Origin of the sequence: Pseudomonas sp. TH10 (genome assembly GCF_016651255.1) — a bacterium.
Lineage (GTDB): Bacteria > Pseudomonadota > Gammaproteobacteria > Pseudomonadales > Pseudomonadaceae > Aquipseudomonas.
Genome location: NZ_JAEKEG010000012.1, coordinates 21,986 through 44,669 on the forward strand (window position 1 = coordinate 21,986; position 22,684 = coordinate 44,669).

At 55.4% G+C, this 22,684-nt stretch carries 16 protein-coding genes and 5 pseudogenes; 20 read left to right on the forward strand and 1 reads right to left on the reverse strand.

The genetic code is table 11. The features are described from left to right. Positions 1-13 precede the first annotated feature (13 nt). The 3 genes and pseudogenes from JFT80_RS25000 to JFT80_RS01360 form a co-directional block, all read left to right on the forward strand. Positions 14-1,621, forward strand: a pseudogene (locus JFT80_RS25000) (bifunctional 3-(3-hydroxy-phenyl)propionate/3-hydroxycinnamic acid hydroxylase); the annotation flags it as partial. A 63-nt stretch (positions 1,622-1,684) separates the two neighbouring features. Beyond that, complete coding sequence (locus JFT80_RS25005) at positions 1,685-2,533, forward strand: VOC family protein (RefSeq protein WP_201146663.1); 849 nt, start codon at positions 1,685-1,687, stop codon at positions 2,531-2,533. A 43-nt stretch (positions 2,534-2,576) separates the two neighbouring features. Beyond that, positions 2,577-4,057: pseudogene (locus JFT80_RS01360) on the forward strand (aldehyde dehydrogenase family protein). A gap of 63 nt (positions 4,058-4,120) precedes the next feature. Here the strand turns inward: JFT80_RS01360 and JFT80_RS01365 are convergent. Beyond that, positions 4,121-5,212: a hypothetical protein gene (locus JFT80_RS01365; RefSeq protein WP_307833029.1), complete on the reverse strand. Its 1,092-nt coding sequence runs from the start codon at positions 5,210-5,212 to the stop codon at positions 4,121-4,123. Between the two features lie 279 nt (positions 5,213-5,491). Here JFT80_RS01365 and JFT80_RS01370 point away from each other — a divergent pair, with 279 nt between their 5' ends. The 17 genes and pseudogenes from JFT80_RS01370 to JFT80_RS01445 all read left to right on the forward strand — a co-directional run bounded on the left by JFT80_RS01370 (position 5,492) and on the right by JFT80_RS01445 (position 22,644). Next, complete coding sequence (locus tag JFT80_RS01370) at positions 5,492-6,787, forward strand: CdaR family transcriptional regulator (RefSeq protein ID WP_201146664.1); 1,296 nt, start codon at positions 5,492-5,494, stop codon at positions 6,785-6,787. Between the two features lie 212 nt (positions 6,788-6,999). Continuing rightward, the gene (locus JFT80_RS01375) at positions 7,000-7,995 is read left to right on the forward strand and encodes a hypothetical protein (protein ID WP_201146665.1); all 996 of its coding nucleotides are present in this window, start codon (positions 7,000-7,002) and stop codon (positions 7,993-7,995) included. Positions 7,996-8,108: 113 nt separating this feature from the next. After that, positions 8,109-9,088, forward strand: a pseudogene (locus tag JFT80_RS01380) (transporter). Between the two features lie 799 nt (positions 9,089-9,887). Continuing rightward, positions 9,888-10,154 (forward strand): annotated as a pseudogene (locus tag JFT80_RS25275) (HAMP domain-containing protein); the annotation flags it as partial. A 69-nt stretch (positions 10,155-10,223) separates the two neighbouring features. After that, positions 10,224-11,012: a methyl-accepting chemotaxis protein gene (locus JFT80_RS25280; protein ID WP_374091310.1), complete on the forward strand. Its 789-nt coding sequence runs from the start codon at positions 10,224-10,226 to the stop codon at positions 11,010-11,012. A 248-nt stretch (positions 11,013-11,260) separates the two neighbouring features. After that, on the forward strand, positions 11,261-12,013 hold the full coding sequence (locus JFT80_RS01390; RefSeq protein WP_201146667.1) for a hypothetical protein: 753 nt from the start codon (positions 11,261-11,263) through the stop codon (positions 12,011-12,013). Positions 12,014-12,128: 115 nt separating this feature from the next. Beyond that, the gene (locus tag JFT80_RS01395) at positions 12,129-12,359 is read left to right on the forward strand and encodes an AlpA family phage regulatory protein (RefSeq protein ID WP_201146668.1); all 231 of its coding nucleotides are present in this window, start codon (positions 12,129-12,131) and stop codon (positions 12,357-12,359) included. Positions 12,360-12,363: 4 nt separating this feature from the next. Then, the gene (locus JFT80_RS01400) at positions 12,364-13,191 is read left to right on the forward strand and encodes a ParA family protein (RefSeq protein WP_201146669.1); all 828 of its coding nucleotides are present in this window, start codon (positions 12,364-12,366) and stop codon (positions 13,189-13,191) included. Positions 13,192-13,268: 77 nt separating this feature from the next. After that, positions 13,269-13,478, forward strand: a complete 210-nt coding sequence (locus tag JFT80_RS25010; protein ID WP_201146670.1) for a hypothetical protein — start codon at positions 13,269-13,271, stop codon at positions 13,476-13,478. A 14-nt stretch (positions 13,479-13,492) separates the two neighbouring features. Beyond that, positions 13,493-15,079: a ParB family protein gene (locus JFT80_RS01410; RefSeq protein WP_201146671.1), complete on the forward strand. Its 1,587-nt coding sequence runs from the start codon at positions 13,493-13,495 to the stop codon at positions 15,077-15,079. After that, a complete protein-coding gene (locus tag JFT80_RS01415) occupies positions 15,076-15,624 on the forward strand; it encodes a DUF2857 domain-containing protein (RefSeq protein WP_201146672.1) in 549 nt (182 codons plus the stop codon). Before JFT80_RS01410 ends, JFT80_RS01415 begins: the two co-directional genes overlap by 4 nt. Beyond that, a complete protein-coding gene (locus JFT80_RS01420) occupies positions 15,621-16,811 on the forward strand; it encodes an STY4528 family pathogenicity island replication protein (RefSeq protein ID WP_201146673.1) in 1,191 nt (396 codons plus the stop codon). The genes JFT80_RS01415 and JFT80_RS01420 overlap by 4 nt, the downstream gene beginning before the upstream one ends. Positions 16,812-17,053: 242 nt before the next feature. Further along, positions 17,054-17,809, forward strand: a complete 756-nt coding sequence (locus JFT80_RS01425) for a PFL_4669 family integrating conjugative element protein (RefSeq protein WP_201146674.1) — start codon at positions 17,054-17,056, stop codon at positions 17,807-17,809. Beyond that, positions 17,806-18,324: a DUF3158 family protein gene (locus JFT80_RS01430; RefSeq protein WP_201146675.1), complete on the forward strand. Its 519-nt coding sequence runs from the start codon at positions 17,806-17,808 to the stop codon at positions 18,322-18,324. The genes JFT80_RS01425 and JFT80_RS01430 overlap by 4 nt, the downstream gene beginning before the upstream one ends. Beyond that, the gene (locus JFT80_RS01435; RefSeq protein WP_150798392.1) at positions 18,321-18,791 is read left to right on the forward strand and encodes a single-stranded DNA-binding protein; all 471 of its coding nucleotides are present in this window, start codon (positions 18,321-18,323) and stop codon (positions 18,789-18,791) included. Before JFT80_RS01430 ends, JFT80_RS01435 begins: the two co-directional genes overlap by 4 nt. A gap of 225 nt (positions 18,792-19,016) precedes the next feature. After that, positions 19,017-20,983 (forward strand): annotated as a pseudogene (locus JFT80_RS01440) (DNA topoisomerase III). A 1,079-nt stretch (positions 20,984-22,062) separates the two neighbouring features. Then, complete coding sequence (locus JFT80_RS01445; RefSeq protein ID WP_201146676.1) at positions 22,063-22,644, forward strand: STY4534 family ICE replication protein; 582 nt, start codon at positions 22,063-22,065, stop codon at positions 22,642-22,644. Positions 22,645-22,684: the final 40 nt, after the last annotated feature.

Genomic DNA, 22,684 nt, shown 5'->3' on the forward strand with positions numbered 1-22,684 from the left:
CGAGGGAATAAAAATGACAACCCTTACACCTGTGAATACTGACGTACTGATTATCGGTGCCGGCCCGACAGGACTCACGTTGGCCAACCTCCTCGGACAGGCCGGCGTGCGTACGACCATTCTTGATCGTAAAGCCGGCACCGTGACTGAACCGCGTGCCGTTTCGATCGACGATGAGTCGCTGCGAACCATGCAGGCAGCCGGGCTGGATGAAGCCGTGCTGGCTGACGTCGTCAAAGGCTACGGCGTTCACTACTTCGACAAGCCAGGGGGACGTTGCTTTGGCAAGGTCGAACCTGTCGGCAAGCAATACGGCTACCCCAAACGCAATGCGTTCAGGCAACCATTGTTCGAACGCACGCTGATGCACGGCATGGAGCGTTTCCCTAGCCTGACTCCGCTTTTCTGCCATGAGCTGATCGACTTTACACAGGACGCCTCAGGTGTTCTTGCTCGAGTACAAAACGCGGCCGGTGACACGGTTGAGGTGCGCGCCCAATACATGGTTGCCTGTGATGGCGGCAGAAGCCCGGTTCGAAAACAACTGGGTATCGATATGGTGGGTTCTAGCTTTAAGTCCCGTTGGTTGGTCGTGGATCTGGATAAGGACGATGACCCGTTCTGGCAGACTCGTGTGTATTGCGACGCGCAGCGACCTGTCGTAGAAGTGCCCGGCCCTCATCAGACACGTCGCTTCGAGTTCATGCTCAAAGACGACGAGACTGATGAGCAAATGCTCAGCGACGCCAGCCTTGGCAACTTGCTGCGGCCGTTCCGGGGTGAAAAAGCCTATTCGCTGGTGCGCAAAGTGGTCTACACCTTCCACGCCAGGGTTGCCTCTCGCTGGCAGGAAGGTCGTGTTTTTCTCGCCGGTGACGCTGCGCACCTGACCCCACCCTACGCGGGCCAAGGCATGAACAGCGGTGTGCGTGATGCGCATAACATCGCCTGGAAACTTGTGGCGGTACTCCGGGGACAAATGGCGCAAAGCGCCCTCGAGACCTATGAAAGCGAACGCCGCGATCATGCCTGGGCGCTGATCAAGCTGGCATTGAATCTCGGGGTGGTCATGGCGCCAGCTTCGACCTTGCGCGCCAAGCTCATTACCAGCACCTTCCGTGTGATCGGGCTGATACCGCCTCTGCGCGATTACTTCCTGCAGATGAAATTTAAACCCAAGCCTCGTTTTACCCAAGGCCTGGTGTTATCCCAAGGTAAGGCCGGCAATCTGCGCGCCGGAACAATGTTCCCGCAGCCGACACTCTTCGATTCGCAAGGCTGCGCGCGACTGCTGGATGAGTATGTCGGCCCTGGCTTTGCCTTGATTCAATATGGCGATCTGCGCAGCCAACGCATGGATCAACTGCAGCACCCGCTCTGGAACCACCTGGATGCCAAGCGCATGGTGATCATTCCACAAGACGCTCCGCTTCCGCCCCCTTTGGCGGGACTCACGATCGTACATGATCGCAACGGTGAGTTAAGCGCACTGTTTGCCGAGGCCAGCACCTTCTTGCTGCTACGTCCCGACCGCTATGTCGCCGCCATATTTGACCAGGCTCAGGAGTCAGAAACAGTTCTGGCTCTTCAGTCCGTGTTGGGCATTGCACAGGACTACGACAGTCGCCGTCGCGGCTGCCAATACCGCCCATTCCCCAGTTACTCTTTGATCGCGGAGTTTTCCATGACGACCCTCCAGACTTCGACCCCTGCTCAACTGTGCTACCTGCACCTGGCAAGCAAAGAACCTCAACGCCAGGTAGATTTTTATACGCGAATGATGGACATGCGCGCATCGCCACAAGCAGATGGCAGCCAGGTGATGCGGGGGCCTAAACGAGCGGCAATCATTTCGCCAGCCGACCATAGCGGCCTGCTGGCCGCTGCCTTCAACCTCCACTCCAACGCCAAACTGGAAGCGCTGCGTCAGAACCTGATTGAGCGTGAATGCCAGATGGATCCGGTGACCTCGCCTTTACTTGAACCAGGCGCGTTTGCCATTCGGGATCCACAGGGTCGCCAGACAGTATTCGGCGTAGCACTTCCCGATACAAGTGCTGAACTGCAAGGCATGCCGTCGAGGTTGCAGCACGTTGTGTTCCAAACCACCGAGCTTGAGACGATTATCGACTTTTACGTCAACACCGTTGGCTTCACCATTTCCGACAACGTGGTCGACCAGGAAACCGGTCAGCTCATGGTGTGTTTCCTGCGCTCCGACGACGAGCATCACTCCCTCGCCTTTTTCCGCGGGTCGAAGAATGAATGGGACCATCATTGTTACGAAACCAATGAGTGGAATGACATTCGTGATTGGGGCGACCGGTTTGCCAAGGAGCGCATCAGCATTTTCTTCGGCCCTGGCCGTCATGGTCCGGGCAACAATCTGTTTTTCATGGTGGTCGATGCCGATCGGAACCGACTGGAATTCTCGGCCGAACTTGAACTGGCGCCAGCAGACCGTGAAGCCGGCGTATGGCCGCAGAGTGAGCACACTCTGAACTCCTGGGGCCGCGCCTGGATGCGCACCTGATTTTGCAGGGAAGTCAATCCATTCAATTGATCGAGTCGCCTAAATGAACAACCAGAACGCACCCGCTCCATTTGCCATTCAAGGTCATCAATACATTAACGGCCGCTGGCAGCCAGGTCGCTCAACCAAACGCCTGGACAACCGCAACCCCTTCAACAACGAGTTGCTGTTGGACATGCCGCTCGCCTCGGTCGCCGATATGGATGAAGCCTACTTGGCTGCCGAAAAGGCACAGCTGGAGTGGGCTGCTCTACACGCTGGCCAGAGGGTTTTGTTGCTTGAAAAGCTTGCAGTTATCGTTGCGCAGCGCAGTGAAGAAATCATCGACTGGCTCATCAAAGAGTCGGGCAGCACTCGAATCAAGGCTGGCATCGAGTGGCAAAGCACGCTGAATCTGGTTCGGGAATGCGCGAGTATGCCAATGCAAGTAGAGGGTCGGATCTTGACCAGCTACAAGCCTGGCGAACAGAGCTTTGTGTTTCGTGACCCGCTTGGCGTTGTGGGGGTGATCAGCCCATGGAACTTCCCGCTTTACCTGAGCATGCGCTCCGTTATTCCGGCCTTGGCATTAGGCAACACCGTAGTGCTAAAACCTGCGAGTGATACCGCTGTCAGCGGCGGATTGTTGATCGCTTACTTACTGGAGGCGGCGGGCTTCCCTGCGGGCACCATCAACGTTGTTGTAGGTGCCGGATCAGAAATCGGTGACGCCTTCGTGGAGCATCGAGTGCCAAGGTTGATCTCGTTCACCGGCTCTACGGACGTCGGGCGTAATGTCGGGCGCATCGCCACGGGCGGCAAGCACATCAAACGCGTTGCCCTTGAACTCGGTGGCAACGCCCCACTGGTGGTGTTGAGTGATGCCGACGTTGAAGTGGCGGCCCACGCAGCCGTGGTCGGCCGTTTCCTGCATCAAGGGCAGATATGCATGAGCGTCAACCGAGTGATTGTTGATCGCACGCTATACCCGGCGTTTGCAGACCTTGTGGTGGAGAGAGTCAGCAAGCTGAAAGTGGGTAACCCCGATGATGCGGACACCGTGATTGGGCCTGTCGTCAATCAATCGCAGTTGAATGGCCTGTTACGCAAGATTGATCAGGCACACAGCGCGGGCCTGACCCAATTGTTCGGCGCTTCAGCCAACGGTCTGTTGCTCCCCCGCATGTTTTCGGGAACGTAAAAGCCGATGACGCCCTGGCCGTCGATGAAACATTTGGCCCGCTGTTACCCATGCTCATCGCCGACGATGAAGCGCACGCCCTGCGACTTGCGAACGCCAGCGAGTATGGGTTGTCCAGTGCGGTATTTACCAAAGACATGGCACGCGGGCTACAGTTCGCGCGTGGCATCGTCGCCGGCATGACGCACATCAACGATATCACCGTCGATGACCAGCCGAACGCTCCCTTCGGAGGTGAAAAGAACTCCGGGCTCGGGCGTTTCAACGGTCACTATGCTGTCGATGAATTCACTCGCGCACATTGGGTGACCTGGCAGCCAGGTGGTCACCACTACCCTTTTTAATCCATTACGCAATCAGCCCCTGTCGGGGCTGATTGTCATGTATGGCAATAAAGTGAGTTGGAGTTATTCGTCGCCGCCCAACGCCGCTACCTGAGCTTCTATGGACTTGATGCTTTGTTTGTCGGCCGCATTTTGCGGTGTAACGCCATCTCCCAACGCGGCATGGAAAGGGCAACCTACAAATTTAGGATCGTTCTTGTACGTTTCGACGTAATGCTCGGGGAATTGCTTGTCCAGCGACTGGATGCCCTTGCGCACTTCGGCCTTCTCTTCACTGGACATGTTCATCCGCTCCTCGATATAGGCTTCGGTCGGATCGTCGGCATTCATTTCCATCATGCCCATCATGTAGCCAGCCAGTTGCGGCAAAAGCTGGGCAGCGACAGGATCAGGACGGTCGACCTGCATGGTGTCGAGCGTGGTGGTCAATGACATGGCGCGCAGTAACTGATGGCCAAACCAATGCAACTCCTTGGGGAAGAAGCGGAAGACAAACTGTTCATGAATCGCCGTGATAATGAGATTGCCGCGTTCAAGCTTGGGTTTCGGAGCATTTTCGAACGCTTCGCAAAACGCCACTAGCGAGTCAAAACTGTCCGGGTAACCCGTGATCGGCTGATCGTTTTCAGCACGGAAGAGCTTGCACATGTCACGCCAGAATAGATGTGCGGCAATCTTCTCGTTCTCGGAGAGGCCCGGGGCGCCCATCTTCAATTTAAGGCGGTGCATGGTGATGGCAGTGAACGCACAGACGTACACGTAATCATCGTTATAGGAAAAGGCGCCAGGATACTGCTTGGCCCAATGCGCATGAAGATTATTGATGCCTTCAACCGACTTGATGGTGCGGCTGTCTTCAGGTCCGTAGAACCACCACAGCGCATTGGCGCTGCCGGTCTGCTCGACACGCGAGGTAGACCGTGAAACGACTTTGCCACCGTCTTCACGCCATACCGCTCTGGAGCCCCAATCGGTGACGACAAAATTAGGGAAGGTCAACGCGTAGATGAAGTTCTGCATGAAGTCGTTCAGCCCGTAGCTGTTCGATAAACGCCAGATTTCAATGTAATCCTTGCTTGGGTCGAGGCTTTGAATTTTGGCTTGAATCCACTTTTTAGGGGCAGACATGTCGATCCTCTCATCGCTTGGCGGCACATAGTGATTACGAAAACAGAGGCCTCTGATCAGCGGCCTTCAGTCGTCAGATAGAAGCGCTCATGGCGCAACGTCTGGGTGCTCTCGATTTAAAAACACCACCATTTACGATAGGGCCTTGGCTCGGACCCGTCTCCGGTCTGCCAATCCAAGTTCGACAGCGTTTTTGGTATTGCAGTATCACCGCGTCGCTATACTGCAATTACAGTGCGCTTGATCCCCTTGGCCAGCTGCGTGAGGCGTACATAAACAATCATTGCGACTGACAGGGAGTACCGTTTGACTACTGAACTCTATTCTCATCTGAAGCCAAAAGGCTCGGTTGAGGACGCTTTTTCCAAGGCGGTAATTGGGCAGCAACATCTGACCAATGCGGTATTGAAGATGGGTGAAGGTGCAGTGGCCTGGGCGCTTGAGGAGGCGGCCAGCTCCCTTGAGCGCTTGCAGGGCGAATTTCAAACGGTACCTGACCTGCCGACGCCAGAAATACGCCTCAATCTTGAAACGCTTATCCTCGATATTTTTATGAGTTCGTTGTCGAGAAACAGTGAGCACTTCACCCTGAAACTGATTCCTTCAATGGCGAGACAAGCTGCACGTCGCGAAGTCCCGTTCAGCAGCATCGTTAAAAACATGCGCGCCAATCAGATTATCTGGGTCAATAATTTTTTCACCGCGTCGGCGTCCAAGACATTTACACCCTCAACTGTTCAGCGGTTAGTCACCAGCGGCGCAGGCGTGGTGGATGAACTTATCGAGCAATTTGTACTTTGTTACCTGGACGAGCGTCAGGTACTGATGGAAAGTCAGATAGCCAGACGACGTGCGCTCGTGGAGATGTTGATCGACATTACAAGCCCGCTTAAACCATTTGAACTGAAGCAAATCAAAAAAGATCACGGCCTGGATCTTGAGCACTTCCATATCGGTATCATTATTTCTGATCTCAACACCAAGCTCAGTTCAGACTTGGGTAAGTTACAGCGCAATTTGCAAGAAGCAATCATCGGCGATACACCGCTGGTAGTTTCTTTCACTCAGCATTTGACATGGGCTTGGGTCAGTACACCGCACCACCCTACCCCGGCCCAACTGAAACGACTTGAAGAAACACTGGGGCAATTATGTGGGACTCAATGTGCACTGGGTGAACCAGCAAAGGGGCCCGCCGGGTTCAGGCGCACGCATCTTCAAGCCAGAGATGTCAGCAGCGTTGCAACCCCTTCCCCAATCAAAGGCGTCATGCGTTGGGCTGACCATGTCCTGACGATCCTGGTCGGTCAGAATCTTGAAAAGGCCGCATGGTATGTCGATTCCGTGCTCGGACCTCTGGCAAACAAAACAGAGAAAGCCGCCGCCTACCGCCGAACACTCAGCGCTTACTTGCAGTCAGGCAACAGCTTGCTCCACGGTGCAGAAGCACTAGGCATTCACCGCAATACACTGGTATATCGACTGCAACAAATCGAGTTATTGCTGGGCAGCGCTATCAAGCAGCGAGAGCTCGAAATACGCTGCGCCTTGCACCTGATCACCCAGTACGAGGGCCGTGTACTCGAGCATGAAAGGGAATAGAAACAGGCAAACAGTGAGATTCCACTTGGTAGGCCATCAACGCAGGCTTCAAGCCCCCAAGTGCCGTCGTACTGAAATACCAAAACAAGTGATTTTTTGGTTTTCCGGCCCAATGACTGCGCTGGATACTTCTTCTAATTTGTAAGCCATCCACAGGAAGCGCAATGACCCTGCGCCCTGTGAGACGACAACAAAAATAAGAGGAAAACCCGATGACCCGCAAATGGATCGCCGCGCGTATTGATCAGCTCGACCCCGCTACCGACTATGACGAGATCTGGAAACTCTCTGCGGCTTATCGGCCAACCGACTTCATCATGAATCTTGTGTACGCCGTCACTTTCCCTCACTTTTTCGTGAGGGAACTGGACGCGCTGCCTCTCATCGACAACGGTGACGGGAAAATTCTGAAAAACCCATTCAGACGCTCCGATGACACTTCCTGGAAGATGCAGGTTTGGTGGCATTACGGTTCACACCACGACAAGACTCGCGAAAACGTCGAGTCGATAAACAAAATACACTCCCACTACGCTCAGCGATTTGGCGAGAGCTTCAGCCGCAACGACACCTATGTCTACACTCTTTGCTATGAAGCAGCCGGCATGCATCGCCTGATGCAACGCGTCGGGATGGCGGGCATGAGCGAAAAAGAGCAGCTCGCCGCAGTTAAATACTGGCACCAGATGTCGACCATTTTTCGCAACGCCGGGACGGGCGAAGCGATAACGGGCTTCCCTGATTCCTTTGATGGAATCATGACCTTCATGGATCGCTGGGAAAGTGAGGATGTTCCCAAACACGACATGGGCCCACCGGCGGCGCGAGCAATCATCCAACAGTTCGCTGATCGTTATTTTCCAAAGTTTTCACACTCTCTGGTGTCTGCCTGGGTGATCAGTCTTTATCCCGATCACCTGATCCGCGCCTACGAACTCAAACGGCCCTCGCCGTTGGCCATGAAAGCATTGCGTTTGTTGACTGCCGGTTTCCTGTGGATGGGTGAAAAAGTAATTCCTGATCCAAAGGACACCTTCACGGAGCGCCGCCAGGAAGCGCATGCCGCCAAGCGTTCTGCAGGTGCGGCTAAATCCACAGATCAGGACAGCGAGCAGGCGAAAGTCGCGGGGTGCCCTTTTCATCGTTTCCGAGCAAAACCCTCGGCGCCTGATGCCGCAAGGCCAAGTACCGCGCAACCAAAAAAATAATGTGCCGAAAGCACATTCGTACCCGATTGCCCGGTGCCAGCCTGCTCTGGTAATCGCCATATAGCGCCAAAAAATACAACAATAGAGCCAACGAAGATGAAAACAATAAAAAAATTCACCCAGCCTTGCTAGCCCTTGCCATCCTCTCGTCCCTGGATGCTGTAGCCGCCAACGGTCCTCCACCGCCTAGCGTGGGCGAGCCGAACGGGATTAACTTGGGTGGCACCAGTTTTTACGATGGATTTGCCGGCCTGCCCGGCTTTTCGTTCCAGCAATACTTGAAGTTCACCAGCGCCAGTTCGATTCGAAATAACTCGGGTAAGGAAATCAAAGACTTTGATAACCCGAAGATCAATGTCACCAGCCTGATCAACCAACTCAGCTATTACTCGCCCAACACAATTGGCGCGGGCGCACACCTGGGCTGGAACATCATTGTGCCGATCGTTTCACTCGACGGTGACTTTGGTAACAACGGTCCACAACTCAAGGACAACGCCACCGGGGTTGGCGACGTCACCACCGGTCCGCTGGTGCAATTCGATCCTATTGTCGATGAGCATGGACGACCTGTTTTCGTTCAGCGCCTGGCACTGGACGTGTTGTTACCCGTTGGTAAATACGATGAACACAAGGACCTCAACCAAGGATCTAACTTCTACTCGATCAATCCTTACTGGGCGGCGACCTGGATGCCTGCCCCCGCTGGGAAGCGAGCTGGCGGTTGCACTATCTGCAAAACTTTAAAAACAAAGACCCAGCCAGTAGTTCGGTGCAATTGTTCGAAGGCCAGCCGGTGCGTGATACACAGGCAGGCAAAGCGGCATGGATTAACTTTACTGCCTCCTATGAAGTGATACCCAAAGTCTCGGTGGGCCTCAATGGGTACTACTTCAAGCAACTGAGTGATGACGAGGTCAATGGTCACCGCCTCGCAGACTCCCGTGAAAAAGTTCTGGGGATTGGTCCTGGGGTTTTCTGGAAAGTAGGCGATGGAGACGGTGTCTGGTTTAACACCTATCGTGAGACCGAAGTAGAGAATCGTGCACGCAACGACTACGTCGTGCAGGTACGTTACGCGCACACCTTTTGAGGTGAAGAGCATTATCCTCGATGTAGCGATACGTCGAGGTGGCGCTCAATTCTTCCCCGCCACGGACGCCTTGGCTTCCAAGTTAACCGTTCGTCGAAATAAATACTGGATATGGAAGTGGGTCGACAAATGGAAGGTGGGCCTCAACGAGCTGAACGGCAATCTGCAGGTAACTCCTACCTAGCACAATAGCCGTTCGTGTGTCTTTTGCGTTTGTCCGGCTGCACTGAAGATTAGCGCTACCGAGAACATATCCGTCGTTCACACCGAGATCGCCTATGACTTGTGCTACCTCAGTAATTCTTAATTCTACACAAATTTCAGATCCGCGTTTCGCCGATTATCTCGCCTACTCCGAAATGCCGCGAGTCGCATCAGGATGAAATTAACCCTGCATCGTTTCTGCTGAAAGACCACGCCAATAAAACGAGATCCATGATGCAATATTCGCTCGCAGGCAAAATGATGATGACGCTCACACTGGTCATGCTTTGCGTTTCACTTCGCTGTCGCGACGCTCAACTATCAATTCACGTCTCGGGAGTTGAGCAGACAGCAACTCAGGCAAGCCACTACGTTACTTGAGCTTGCGGCACAATCCCTAAGCGAACCGCTCGCGAGTGGTAATCAGGCTCAGATCGAAAATTTGCTGAATGAACTGTTGCGCGCCCCCGATGTTACTGGACTAACGGTGCGCGATTCCCGTACGCAACGTTCAACTTCTGTCAGTCAGCAAAACGCGGCTAGTGTCTCCTTCCGGCTCAACACACAGGTAATGCATCATGGTCAGGCGCTGGCTATGCTGGATATTGAGTTCAACAACCAGGCGCTGAGAACGACCCTGAAAACTGTATTACTGCAAAACTTGGCAGTCACCGCAGTTTTGTTGCTCGCTACCTTGGGGACTGTGTGGCTATTGACCCGGCGTCACATTCTGCGACCAGTCAAAGAGGTCAGCCTATGCCTGGCGCAGATAGCACGAGGTGAAGCTGACTTGAGCAAACGCCTAGATGCCAGTTGCCCTGATGAAATTGGTGAGTTGGCTGGCAACTTCAACCTAGTGCTTGAACGGCTATCGAACCTGATTGCGGATGTCGGTCTCGTCTCTACCGCTCTCGATCAGCATGCCGGTGAAATGGACATAACAACCGGTCACACCTCGCACGCTACCGCCCAGCAGGTTCAGCAGGTCGAATCCGTAGCGGCATCGGTACAACAACTTGCTCAATCCGCCAGTCAGGTTGCGAGACATGCCTCGAGCACCAGCGAACAAACACACGAATCAGCCGCCTATGTCCGAGAAGGGAACGTCATGATGGATGCAAGCCAACTCATGGTTGAACTTCTGGGCACACAGATAACGCATACAGCTCTAAAACTGGGAGATTTGATGCGGGACAGCGAGGGGATAGGTGCAATGGTCGTCACTATTCGCGCAATCGCCGAGCAGACCAACCTACTCGCACTGAATGCCGCCATCGAGGCTGCACGAGCTGGTGAGCAAGGACGAGGATTTGCCGTTGTCGCTGAAGAGGTGCGGGCCCTAGCGTTAAAGACACGTCAATCTACTGAGGTGATTGAAAATATCGTCACTCAATTGCAAATTGCAGCGCATCAGGCAAGAGATGCCATGGATGGTTGCCAGAATGCTTTGAAGGATGCGGTGGATACTTCACAGAAAGTCGGCGAGTTTCTGACGCGAATCAGCGAAAACATTCAGGGCATCAATGAAATGAACCAACACATTGCTTTGGCTGCTCAGGAGCAGAGTACTGTCGCGGAAACGGTGAACGAAAATATCATCACCATCCACCGACTGAGTGATGGAGTCTCCCACTATGTCAATGACCTAGCTGATGGAGCACGACTCCTGAATAAGCAAAGTCAGTTGCTGCACCACAGAATAAGCTCTTTCAAAGGCTAGCGATGCATAGGTTATTGGGAGAAGCACCGTGGTGCTGTGCGTCTAAATCGTCAATTGAAACAAGCGTAAGAACTCGATAACCAGAGTGCATTAGGTGCTTAATGCTCTGATTTCTCACGAAAAAAAGGATATCGATTTACCAACAAATAAAACCGAATCAAGGGACAGTTGCCGCACGGAAGCCCTGCTTGTAAAGTCCATAAAAACGTAGTTAGCGGATCTGTTCCCTCAAATATGAGGCTGCTCCTATGTATGAACCCGATAGCTACAACGTTTTGGCAAAAATTTTTTATCGGCCCATTGACGCAGCTATACGCTGGTGCAATCTCATGGCTCATGAAACCAAAATACTAGAATCGGCTTGGGACTGTCCTGCGCTCCTGTCAAAGTACTTCCCCCAATGGCCGTGCCTACAGGCAAATACCGAAAAAATTATAGATGCCATTCGCCATGGCGACCTGGCCTATGGCTGCTTCGGCGTGTCGGTCACGATTGGCACGCCCATCGATTGCAGTCAGATAACTATCCGCCATACTGACCTCAGAGTTTGGATGGCGCGCTACTACCCAGACCAAAGACCAAGCTTTCTTTTCGGACATTCATTCAACCAACAAGGAGCTATCAGCCCTGGCACCTATCTGGCCTTACAAGCCGACCGAGATGCAATGCAATTGCGGATAAATAATATAGAAGCGTCTTATCAACAACTACTCGATGAGCTTGAGGCAATGGGGTTGGAAAGAGAAAATATCCATCAGTTACTAAAGTCCAACAGTAAACTCAGTGACCGCAGTGAAACCGGCTACCTGAAAGTCATAGGGGCCTTGCTTGAACTAATCTTAGGACACTCGCCATCAGGTAAACCGCACTCAGTATTTGATAGTCAATCCTCCATCGTCAATTCCATCTCAGCTCATCGCAAAGACGATCCTGGCCTGAGCAAACGCACGCTGGATGCAAAGTTCGCCGCGGCCAATCGCATACTCAAAAAAGATATCTGAGTGGAGCAATTGCACTGCAATACCTCTGATTGCAGTGCAATGACTCTCCCCCACTTCTGCTATTCAATTCAGGTCACTTCCCACTACGTGCCAATCGGCGCCAGGAGTGACCAGCATGTCCAGCCAATCCTTACCCATCGTTGAAGCACCTCAACTGCAGGTAGAACGTCACATCATGCGGCGTGACGAGGTGGAGCGTAAAACCGGCTTCAAGCGTGCGCACATTTACAACCTGATGAAGGAAGGGAAATTTCCTCAGGCTAAACGCATTGGATTGCGCGCTGTGGGCTGGGATTCGCTGGAAATCGAGCGGTGGGTCAGCGAGCGCTTGGCGCAGCAGGGCTGACGTTATGCGTGTGGTATCGGTGATTTCCACCAAAGGTGGCGTGGGCAAAACAACGGTGGCCGCGAATCTCGGCGGTCTTCTGGCAGATGCGGGTCTGCGCGTTCTGCTGCTGGACCTGGATAGCCAACCTACCCTCTCCAGCTATTACGCCTTGAAACAGAAGGCTGATGCGGGTGCATACGAGTTCATCGCACTCAACCTAACAACGCTTGCCGAGATTGTTTCCAAGACGGTCATTCCTGGGCTCGATTTGATCCTATCCAACGACGATCAAGGCCGATTGAGCACCTTGTTACTGCATGCCCCTGACGGGCGATTACGGCTACGCAATTCGCTCGATAAATTCCGCTCCAATTATGACTTGCTTTTGTTCGACACCCAAGGCGCACGTAGCGTGCTGTTGGAGATGGCCATCTTGGCCTCCGATCTGGCCCTATCTCCCATCACGCCGGAAATGCTCGCCGCTCGCGAACTGCACCGCGGCACCTTGAAGCTGCTCAGCGAGCTCGAACCGTTCCGCCTCCTGGGAATTACACCGCCCCCCTTGCGACTGCTCCTGAACCAGGTGAATGCCATTCGAGTGGACACACGGATGATCATCCGTGGCCTGCGCGAGACCTTCGCTGGGGCGACCAATATCTCGGTTCTAGAAACCGTAGTTCCAGACCGAGTGGCGTACCTCAATGCCGCCTCCCTCGGCCTACCGGCCCACCGAATCGAGACGCGTCAGTCACGCGAACGACGCTCGCCATCAGCGCTGGAAACCATGCAAGCGCTGGCCATCGAACTGTTTCCGGAATGGCGCGAAGCGATCTCCAGGTTGGGCAGATGAAGCACCACGCCGGCATCTCTCGCCAAGCCATTTTTTATCGATCTTGATGCCAACAGCGTTTGGCAAGGAGTCATTTAATGTTGGATCAACTGCCCATCATCGTTCAACCATCCATTCGACCACATCATCCACCTTGCGAGGAGTACTGCACCGTGGTCTTTCGCCTGCAGGGTGGGCGCTCGGCCATGGGGTGGTTCCTCGCAGAACTTTCCCGACACTTCGAAGGTTCGGGGACTGCCGAGATCGTCAAGTTCGAGGTTGGTGACCATTTGCGCAACCAGCGTTAACTGAGGTTGTCCAGATGAAAAAGCTTAGTCAGGAGGAGATCACCGACAAACTACACCAGGACCACTTCCCTCGAGGTCCAGAACTGGAGCGACTGTCTGACCCACTTACTGACACGCCGATGCTGGTCACTCTGGAGCAGTTGCGACCCTACGAACATAACCCGCGTTTCATCCGTAATCCGCTGTATGACGATATTAAGGCCTCGATCCGTGAGCGAGGGCTGGATCAACCGCCACCGATTACCCGCCGTCCGGGTGAGACCTATTTCATCATTCGCAACGGCGGTAATACGCGCTTGGCGATTCTCGGCGAACTGTGGCAGGAAACCCGCGACGAGCGCTTCTTCCGCATTCATTGCCTGTTCCGACCTTGGAGCAATGAAATCACCGCCCTACTCGGCCATCTGGCCGAAAGCGATCTGCACGGCCAACTCACCTTCATCGAACGTGCTCTGGCGGTAGCCAAACTCAAAACCATGCTCGAACCAGATGGAGCTGTGCTCTCACAGCGTGAGCTGGCACGACGTCTTGCCGCTGGAGGCTATCCGATTTCGCAGTCGCACATCAGCCGGATGCTCGACACCCTCGAATACCTACTACCCGCCATTCCACAAACTCTGTATGCCGGATTGGGTAAGCCGCAGATCGAACGCCTAATCGGCCTACACAGCCAGGCAGAACGAACCTGGAACCGCTATCCAACCGCCCCCATCGCATTCGCCGATTTTTGGCTCGATACACTGGGTTACTTCGATGCCGACCCCGAATCCTTCGATCTTGAGCAGCTCCAGGATGAACTGCTCGAACGCATGAGCCACTTGCTCGGACAGTCCTACCGTATGTTGGCCTTGGAACTGAGCGACACCCAGCGAGTCGTCTCAACGCCGGGCATCGTCGTGACCACACCCTCAGAGAACAACCATCTGCTGAGCGTTGATGTCGCCGCGACAGGAGCTCCCTCCTCCGAGCCCCGTTCCAAATCAACGGATGCCAGACCCCAGACCGAACCAACGCGAGAGGAATTGCTTACACCGCCTGAAACGAACGTCGTATCAGCGGTCAGTCCTCCATCACGCGTTCAACAGATTCGTGAACAGATAGATCTCGAGACCGCCACCGACGCAGCATCTTCGGTCGACACCTATGCGATCGACGACATCTGGACTATCACACCAGCACTGGATAACCCCGAACAACTGCGTTTAGCCATTGCCACACTGGCGCGGGAAATGGCCTCTTATGCCGGAGACCCCGAGAGCATCATCGGTCAGCCGCTTGGCTTGGGCTTCGCCCTGAACATCGAGCGAGTTGATCTTGCAGCGCCTCGCGCAACCGGCGTTCACCTACTGCTCATGGCCCTGCTGCGCGCTCAAGACGACGTCAACTGGGAGGATCGCAAGCAACTGCCCTCAGCCCTGTTCGGCCAGCTGCTGCTGGGGATCTACCAACTTCCGTTGCCAGACCGTCCCGCCATGGATGTGGGACTGGAGCGGCTTCCCGACAGGCTGTTAATCAAACTATATCGCCTGATCCGCCTGGCCCGGCGTCTGATCGACTTAACGATTCCCCCTGAAGACAGCTCACCGAAGGAGCTGCCATGAACCTGTCCTTCAATGTGCTCAACCAGGCCATGCTGACCCAGGTACTGCATGAGCTGCGCCAGGGTAACCTGCAGCGCTGCAAGGCACTCGGACTGGGTGAGGACGACATCTACCTGTTGCAATCCTTACCGCCCACTACGTTGTCGCGCCTGGCCCATGCAACCATCCCCTGGGTTGAAATCAAGATTGACTCGCCGGTGCTGCATCGGTTGATCGAGCAAGCCGAACGTGACGAGCAGAACGAGCGCTTGATCAACCGTGCGCTCAAGCTCGGCGCCAGCAGCACCATCATGTACCAATGCTTTGGCTTGGCGCATTCGGAAACCGCCCTGCGCCGACGTCTGCTCAAGATAGAAACCCGTAAGGGCCGCCCTCAGCATTTGAGTGAAGCCCAGGAACACGCGCTCTGGCAGCGTTGGTGCCAGCTACGCGCTCAGGACGGTACCGAGGATCAGCTCGACGCCATGATGATGCTGGCCGAAGAGCAACAGATCAGCTTGACCATCGTCTGGCAGCAGATCGACCAGTACAGCAACGACACATGAACACTGCCCCGTCCAGTCGCTGGCAACGTGTCCTGCAGCAATGCACCCAGCAGCTGAGTGAACGCTGGCCCGCACGCCCCACCACTGAACAACCCTCCAACCAGGTTCTACAGGCTGGCTTTTTGTTCAGTGGCCAATCTCACGAAGTCGTGCCACGTCGGCTGCTGTTGGATCATCGGCTGACGCCATTGGAACGTAATGCCTGGCAGGTGTTCCGACTCATGCTGCAAGGCCAGGGCGTGGTCACACCGCGCTATGAGGACTTGCAGCCTTACCTCTCGAGCGCGCCGTATGGCGCGCAAGCCTCCCGTGAAACCATCGCTCGCGTCTTAACGATGCTCAGACTGACGCGCTGGCTCAGCTTGGTAAGTCGCGGTCGCGACCAAGTCAGCGGGCGCCTGCAAGGTTCTCTGTACGTCCTGCACGATGAGCCGTTAACCCCCGCCGAAGCCATGGAACTGGATCAAGATTACCTCGAGTTGGTCGGACATTGCCTCAGTCATAATACCAAGGCGGTGCGCATTGTCGCTCAGCATGTTCTGGAAGAAATTCGCCAGGACACCCGTATCGATTTAGGTCAGCTACCCACCCGGCTCGAGAGCTGGGAAGATCACTGGATACAGCAAGGATTGGATCAGGCAACCGACTCCGCGATGCATGATTCCGAACTGGGTGGCGATCACCGCGTTCGGAATCGTGCAGGCCCTCGTTCGGATTCCGAACCGGGCTTGAACACCAGTGTTTCCGGCGTAGTTCGGAATCCGAACGCCGCCTGTACTGTATTAAAAGAAAGTACTTGTACTGTACCGCGCGCGACCCAAGCGGTGGATAACCTGCTCTGGCCCGATTCGCTGCACCTGAGTCCAAGCGAGCGTCAGGCCGTCGCCATTGCGCTGAACAAGCTCAAACCAGCGGATCGTCAGGCGGTGCTCAACGAAGCGGGTGCACGCTGTACGGCAGGAGGTATCCGCAAACCAGCGGCGTATCTGATGGGCCTAATCCAGCGCGCACTGAAAGGCGACTTTCGGCCTTGGGCGGGTCAGACAGAGCCCTCACCCGTTGCAGAACCGCCCGCAACGGCGCCGTCACGCCCATCCCGAAAACAGGGCGAACCCGCCTCCGCCCTCGCCCAAGCGTGCCTGAATGAGCTACGCCAACTGTGCGGCAAACGCCCTGGACATCAGTAGATTTGATGCCAGTGGCATCAAATCTACTGAGCTCTACTGTGAAATCGCAAAGGGCCGAATCTGCGCAATCAGACCGATACAGCCATCGCCATCCCTGGAAATGATGCCACTGGCATCACTCACGAACGCCTCCGAAATTAACCCTCTCACACCAAACCGAACAGACCGCATTCAGCTTTTTGGCTGCCCTTGACCATCATCTGTCGCAACGTTCCCGTCCAAGCCTTTGCGAGGACAACACCGTGGCCGATCACTACCAACTCAACCTGGGTGCATTGCGCAGCAGCATCACCCTGACCCTGCACACTCACCACGCCGCCCGCATATGGCAAGGTCGAGCCGCACGCGAAGGCGTCCACTCGATCATGGGCATGGCCGGCTACATCAGTGTCACCAACCTGATCAAACAAACCGCGGCCCAGGACGATCCCTATGCCGACTGGGCCATCGTGCAACTCGAAGAAAAACTGATGCAGGCCAAGGCTGGGATGCTGGAACTGACCCAACAGCTGGATCGAATCAGGCAGGACCTACCGACCCAGATCGACATGAGCGACAACCTCAACATCCACCCCGTCACCTTGCCCTTGTACATCGGCAGCCAGCTGGGTTTTCTGGCGGTCTACCTGCTGACCGACTACGACACCCTGGTGCGTCGTACCCTATTGGCCCATCACACCGCCTTGATCGGCCGCGTCGACATGGAAGCCTGGATCGACGACGGTGCCCACCTGCTGCGCAGCCTGTTCGGACAGGCACAGCGTTATCGCCATGCTGGCGTCACCCGTGATGACATGGTGGCGAACAACGCCCGTGCCATTGCGGCCATCGAGAAAATGGGTTTGCCCCCAATGGACATCCTTGAGGGGCATCGCCGCTCCCAGTTCGCACCGCCAATCATTCGTCGTGGTGCTATGGCAGTGGATGACGCTGACGCGCTGGCAGAGGAAGCGGCAGAGCCATCTGCGACAGTGGATGAGCCGGAGGACGAAGCATGAATCCCATGATCGCAGCTCAACCGATGAACCTCGAAGCGTTGACATCCGATGCGTATCGACAGCTCGAACACGCAGCCTCCCTAAAAGGCCTTTTAAAACCTTTTAAGGGTAAGGGGGAGTTGGAGCACCTGGCACAGGTGGCGAGGGAAATCGAGGCGCAGTTATGTCACCTGATGGAGGCTGTGGTGCAGCAGGCCGGACAACCTCCTTACTCACTGCTGGATATTCGATTGGTGCTGCAGAAGACCAGCGCGGGCAGCACCTTTTTGCGTTGGCGCACCCGTGATTTTGCCCGGATGGGGGTTGCAGTCTGGGAACGCCAGATCCGCAACAACGCCCTGCCGCAGGTCGTACGCGAGGGATTGCACCGTTTCGAATGCAATCGCATCGCACTGAACCTACAGATGAGTGTGGTGCATTCGCTCTACCGCCAGGCCACGACCTGCGCGATCAAAATGGACAGTGCCGAACGGCTGCTGCGCCAGTTCACAACCGCAGTGGAGATATCACGATGAGTACTTTTTTCGTCGGCGAAGGCAACATCGGCAGTCCGCCAGAGTTCCAGGAGTTCGCCTCAGGCAATGACGAGCCACGGCGTTTGCTACGGCTGAATGTGTACTTCGACAACCCCGTGCCACGCGATGGCAGCTATGAAGATCGAGGTGGCTATTGGGCGCCGGTTGAGCTCTGGCACCGCGAGGCTGAACACTGGAGCACCCTGTACCAGAAAGGTATGCGTGTGCTGGTCGAAGGCCGCACCGTACGCGATGAGTGGGAGGACAGCGAAGACAATGCGCGGGTGACCTTCAAGATTGAGGCCCGTCGAGTCGGCATTCTGCCTCACCGGGTGCACAGCGTGGTTATGCGGGAACGATCCAGTGAACCCGCGGCATCTGCGACACACGTCGGGAAAAGTACAGAACAGGCCAGTTCACCAGCGTCGAAACCCAGAAAGCGCAGTGGGCAGCCGCCTGCGGACTGACAGACTTCAGGCATAAAAATTGCGCCTTTGCGCGAAGTTGCTGGCGTGTTTCTACACGCTGCTCGTGAAGATCCACACTGCCGTCCAACCGCAACGGGTTAGCAGCCTCGGCCCATTCAAGCCTGCCCTCACCTTCTAATATGAGGAACCTGCAATTCAGGTTTCTCATATCTCGCAACTGCTGTTTCCAACAACGCTGCTCCGAACTCAATCCGGAGCAGTTCTATGCGCCTCTTCCTCTGCGAAAAACCTTCCCAGGGTCGGGACATCGCCAAGGTACTCGGGGCCACTCGGCGTGGTGATGGTTGCCTGATCGGCACAGAGACAACCGTCACCTGGTGTATCGGCCACCTGCTGGAGACAGCGTCGCCTGAAGCCTATGGCGAGCAATTCAAGAGATGGTCGTTGGATCATCTACCGATCATCCCCGCGCAGTGGATAGTCGAGGTCAAACCCAAGACTGCGGCACAGTTCAAAGTCATCAAGCGCCTACTCAGTGAAGCCTCTGCTGTCGTCATCGCGACCGACGCCGATCGAGAAGGTGAAATGATTGCCCGCGAGCTACTGGAACTCTGCAAGTATCGAGGTCCCGTTCAACGTCTTTGGTTGTCCGCACTCAACGAGGCGTCGATTCGCAACGCACTTTCCTCACTAAAGTCTGGTAAGGAGACCTTCCTGCTTTACCACTCAGCCCTCGCCCGCAGCCGAGCCGACTGGCTGATCGGCATGAACCTGAGTCGTTTGTTTACCCTTCTTGGTCGGCGGGCGGGCTACGACGGTGTATTGTCGGTTGGACGCGTCCAGACACCCACTTTACGTCTGGTAGTCGATCGGGATCGTGCGATTGCCAGTTTCGTCTCGGTGCCCTACTGGGAAGTGGAGGTGCACCTGTCCTCAATGGGGCAACCATTCATCGCGTCGTGGTTACCACCCAGTTCAGGGCAGGACGAGGCAGGTCGTTGCCTGCAACAAGCGCTGGCCATTCAGGCGACCCAAGAGATTTCTAGCGGTAAGACCGCCACAGTACTCTCGCTGCAGACTGAGCGTTTCCGAGAACCTCCGCCCCTGCCCTTCGACCTGAGCACACTGCAAGAAGTCTGCTCGCGCAAGCTGGGACTCAGCGTTCAGGAAACCCTGAACATCGCCCAAGCCCTGTATGAAACTTACAAAACCACCACCTACCCACGCAGCGATTGCCGTTATTTGCCAGAGAGTATGTTCAATGAGGTACCCGCGGTATTCGATGCCCTGCTCAAAACGGATCCGGCGCTGCAGCCCACATTCGGAAGACTCGATCGATCACTGCACTCCCGCGTGTGGAACGATGCCAAGGTCACCGCCCACCACGGCATCATCCCCACCACCGAGCCGGCGAACCTGGCGCGGATGTCAGAACAAGAACGCCAAGTCTACGAACTGATTCGTAGCCACTACCTCGCGCAATTTCTTCCGCATCATGAGTTTGATCGAACTCAGGTCGAACTGGAGTGCGGCGGAGAGCGTTTGACTACTGTTGGCAAACAGATCCTGATCCAGGGCTGGAAAGGCTTGCTCTACGAAAACACCGAGGAGGATGAGCCCAGTCAAAAGTCCCAAGTCTTACCCGTCCTGCAACAGGTTACTCAGTGCGCAGTGAACGACGTCGAACTCAAATCCATGCGCACTGCCGCTCCCAAACCTCTCACCGAAGGCGATCTGATCAAGGCGATGAAAAACGTGGCCAAGCTGGTCAACGACCCACGCCTGAAACAGAAACTTCGGGACACCACCGGAATCGGTACCGAAGCCACGCGAGCCGGCATCATCAAGGGGTTGATTGATCGCGGCTATTTGCTGAAGAAAAACGCGCCTTAATGGCCTCCGCAGCGGCCCATACTCTGATCGAGGCGGTACCCGCTGCAGTCGCGGATCCGGGTATGACCGCGATCTGGGAACAGGCTCTGGACGAAATCGAAGCGGGACGTCTGACCCTGGATGCGTTCGTCGCCAAGCAGGTGAACTGGATTGCACAATTGGTCGAACACTGCGGCGCACTCACCTTGGCGGTACCGGTCGAAGCCGGCCCGACCTGCCCCATTTGCAACGCCTCAATGCGCAGGCGAAAGGGGAAATCAGGGCCGTTCTGGTCATGCTCCCACTACCCCGACTGTAAGGGAACAGTGCCGATCAGAAAAGATACGCGTCGCTCATGACGCTTCACTGGAGATCGAAATGAGTATTGGGGTGATCAGTGCATCATCAACGGCGGCTGATCCCTCTCTAAGTCGATAACGTGTTGTCCGATTTCATGGGCCAAGGCAAAGAAAGTGAACGCGCCTTTATCCTGGCAACCATCGAACAATTGGCCGCTCATCTCGGCAGTAAGTAACCTCTTTCATCGTGCTCAATGTAGTGGCTTATGCGGGATCGCCCACTGGCTTGACGTGATCCCACCCTCTCTGCTGTAGTATCTCAGGATCATCGCCAACGGCGACCCAAGACCGAATCGCTCCGGGCAGCTCGGTCGAACTCCTTGAGTTCGGAGCCTTCTCTTTCTGCGGAATTTCATTCCTGATTTGTGCTCGACCTGATCACGATGGCGGATGACCACTGTTGCCTCTACCAGGCAATAGCGGTCATCCGCTTCAGCGATCGTATTCAGTTCCGGAGCCCACCGGGGAAACACTGGGCACCCTTTGTGCGCGGATGCGTGCCAGCATGTTCCGACCCGGGCCACGACAAGGGTCGGTTGGCGAAGCGGACGCAGTGAATAAAGCTTTGCGAGGAGCTTGTCGACTGCGTACGACCGTCAAAGGTGGCTTTTCTCTTCTTCGCCTGGTACCCCGCCAGGCCCACTTTTCACTTTCTTCAGTCCAGTGGCTACCACTATATTCCGGCCATAAAAAATCGGGTGGCAACGTCTTGACGCTCCCCTATGACAGGCTTATACAAAGGGCGTGGTTCGCTGTCGTTGACAGCCCAGCCCAGGTAGCCAGAACCTTCAAGGCTACGCCACGTTCGTGGTGGTTTACCCAAGTGCGATCAGCGTTCGGAAGCTCGCGCGGTTACCGCTTCAGCGGTAATGAATGCCCACTACCTCATACCTGCGAATCACCACCGCAGACGTTTCTCTACTGCACCGCTATTCCCCCAGACGCATCGTTCTGATCGTCATCGGCTTGCCGGTGGCGAGTCGTTCATCGATCGCCTTCACCTTACCCACCCTGACGGAGGCTCACTTCCCCGTCAGGGGCTGTGCGTCGCCGTTTTCCCTTGAAACAGGAGAACCACCATGGCCCACGCCAACCACTCCCAAGAAGCGACCACTTACTTCAATCTGCACACCGTAGGTATCGGTTATCTCAACCGTGTTCGTGAAGTGCAAGTCCGCCGCGGCCAGCCATTCATGGCTTGCGATATCGCAGCCCTGCACGGTACCAGCGATGCGGTGGAGTACACCCGTTTCGACTGCAAAGTCGCTGGGGGTGAAGCTGAACGCTTGATTCGTCTCTATATGGACGCCGTCAAAGCCGAGAAAAAGGTCTTGCTGTCGTTCCGTATCGGCGACCTGTGGATCGATCCGTTTCTCTACGAGAAAGGCGATAAACAAGGTCAACCGGGCGCCAGCCTGAAAGGTCGTTTGCTGTTCATTGACTGGATCAAGGTCAACGGCACGTTCGAATACAAAGCGCCCGCCAGGCAGGAAGTAACAGCACCTGCTGAGCAAGCGCCAAACAGTGAGCCATCCCCTTCATCGGCTGATACCGAAGCTGAGGAGACCGCAAACCCAACAGAGGCTCGGGTCGAACCTGAATCTCCACCCACTCCCCGCACGGCCCGCCGTGATGCCACCCGTACCGTTCAGTCCGCCTGAACAGTCCACGATGTTCCTCATCAAGGCGCTCCGTCGAGCG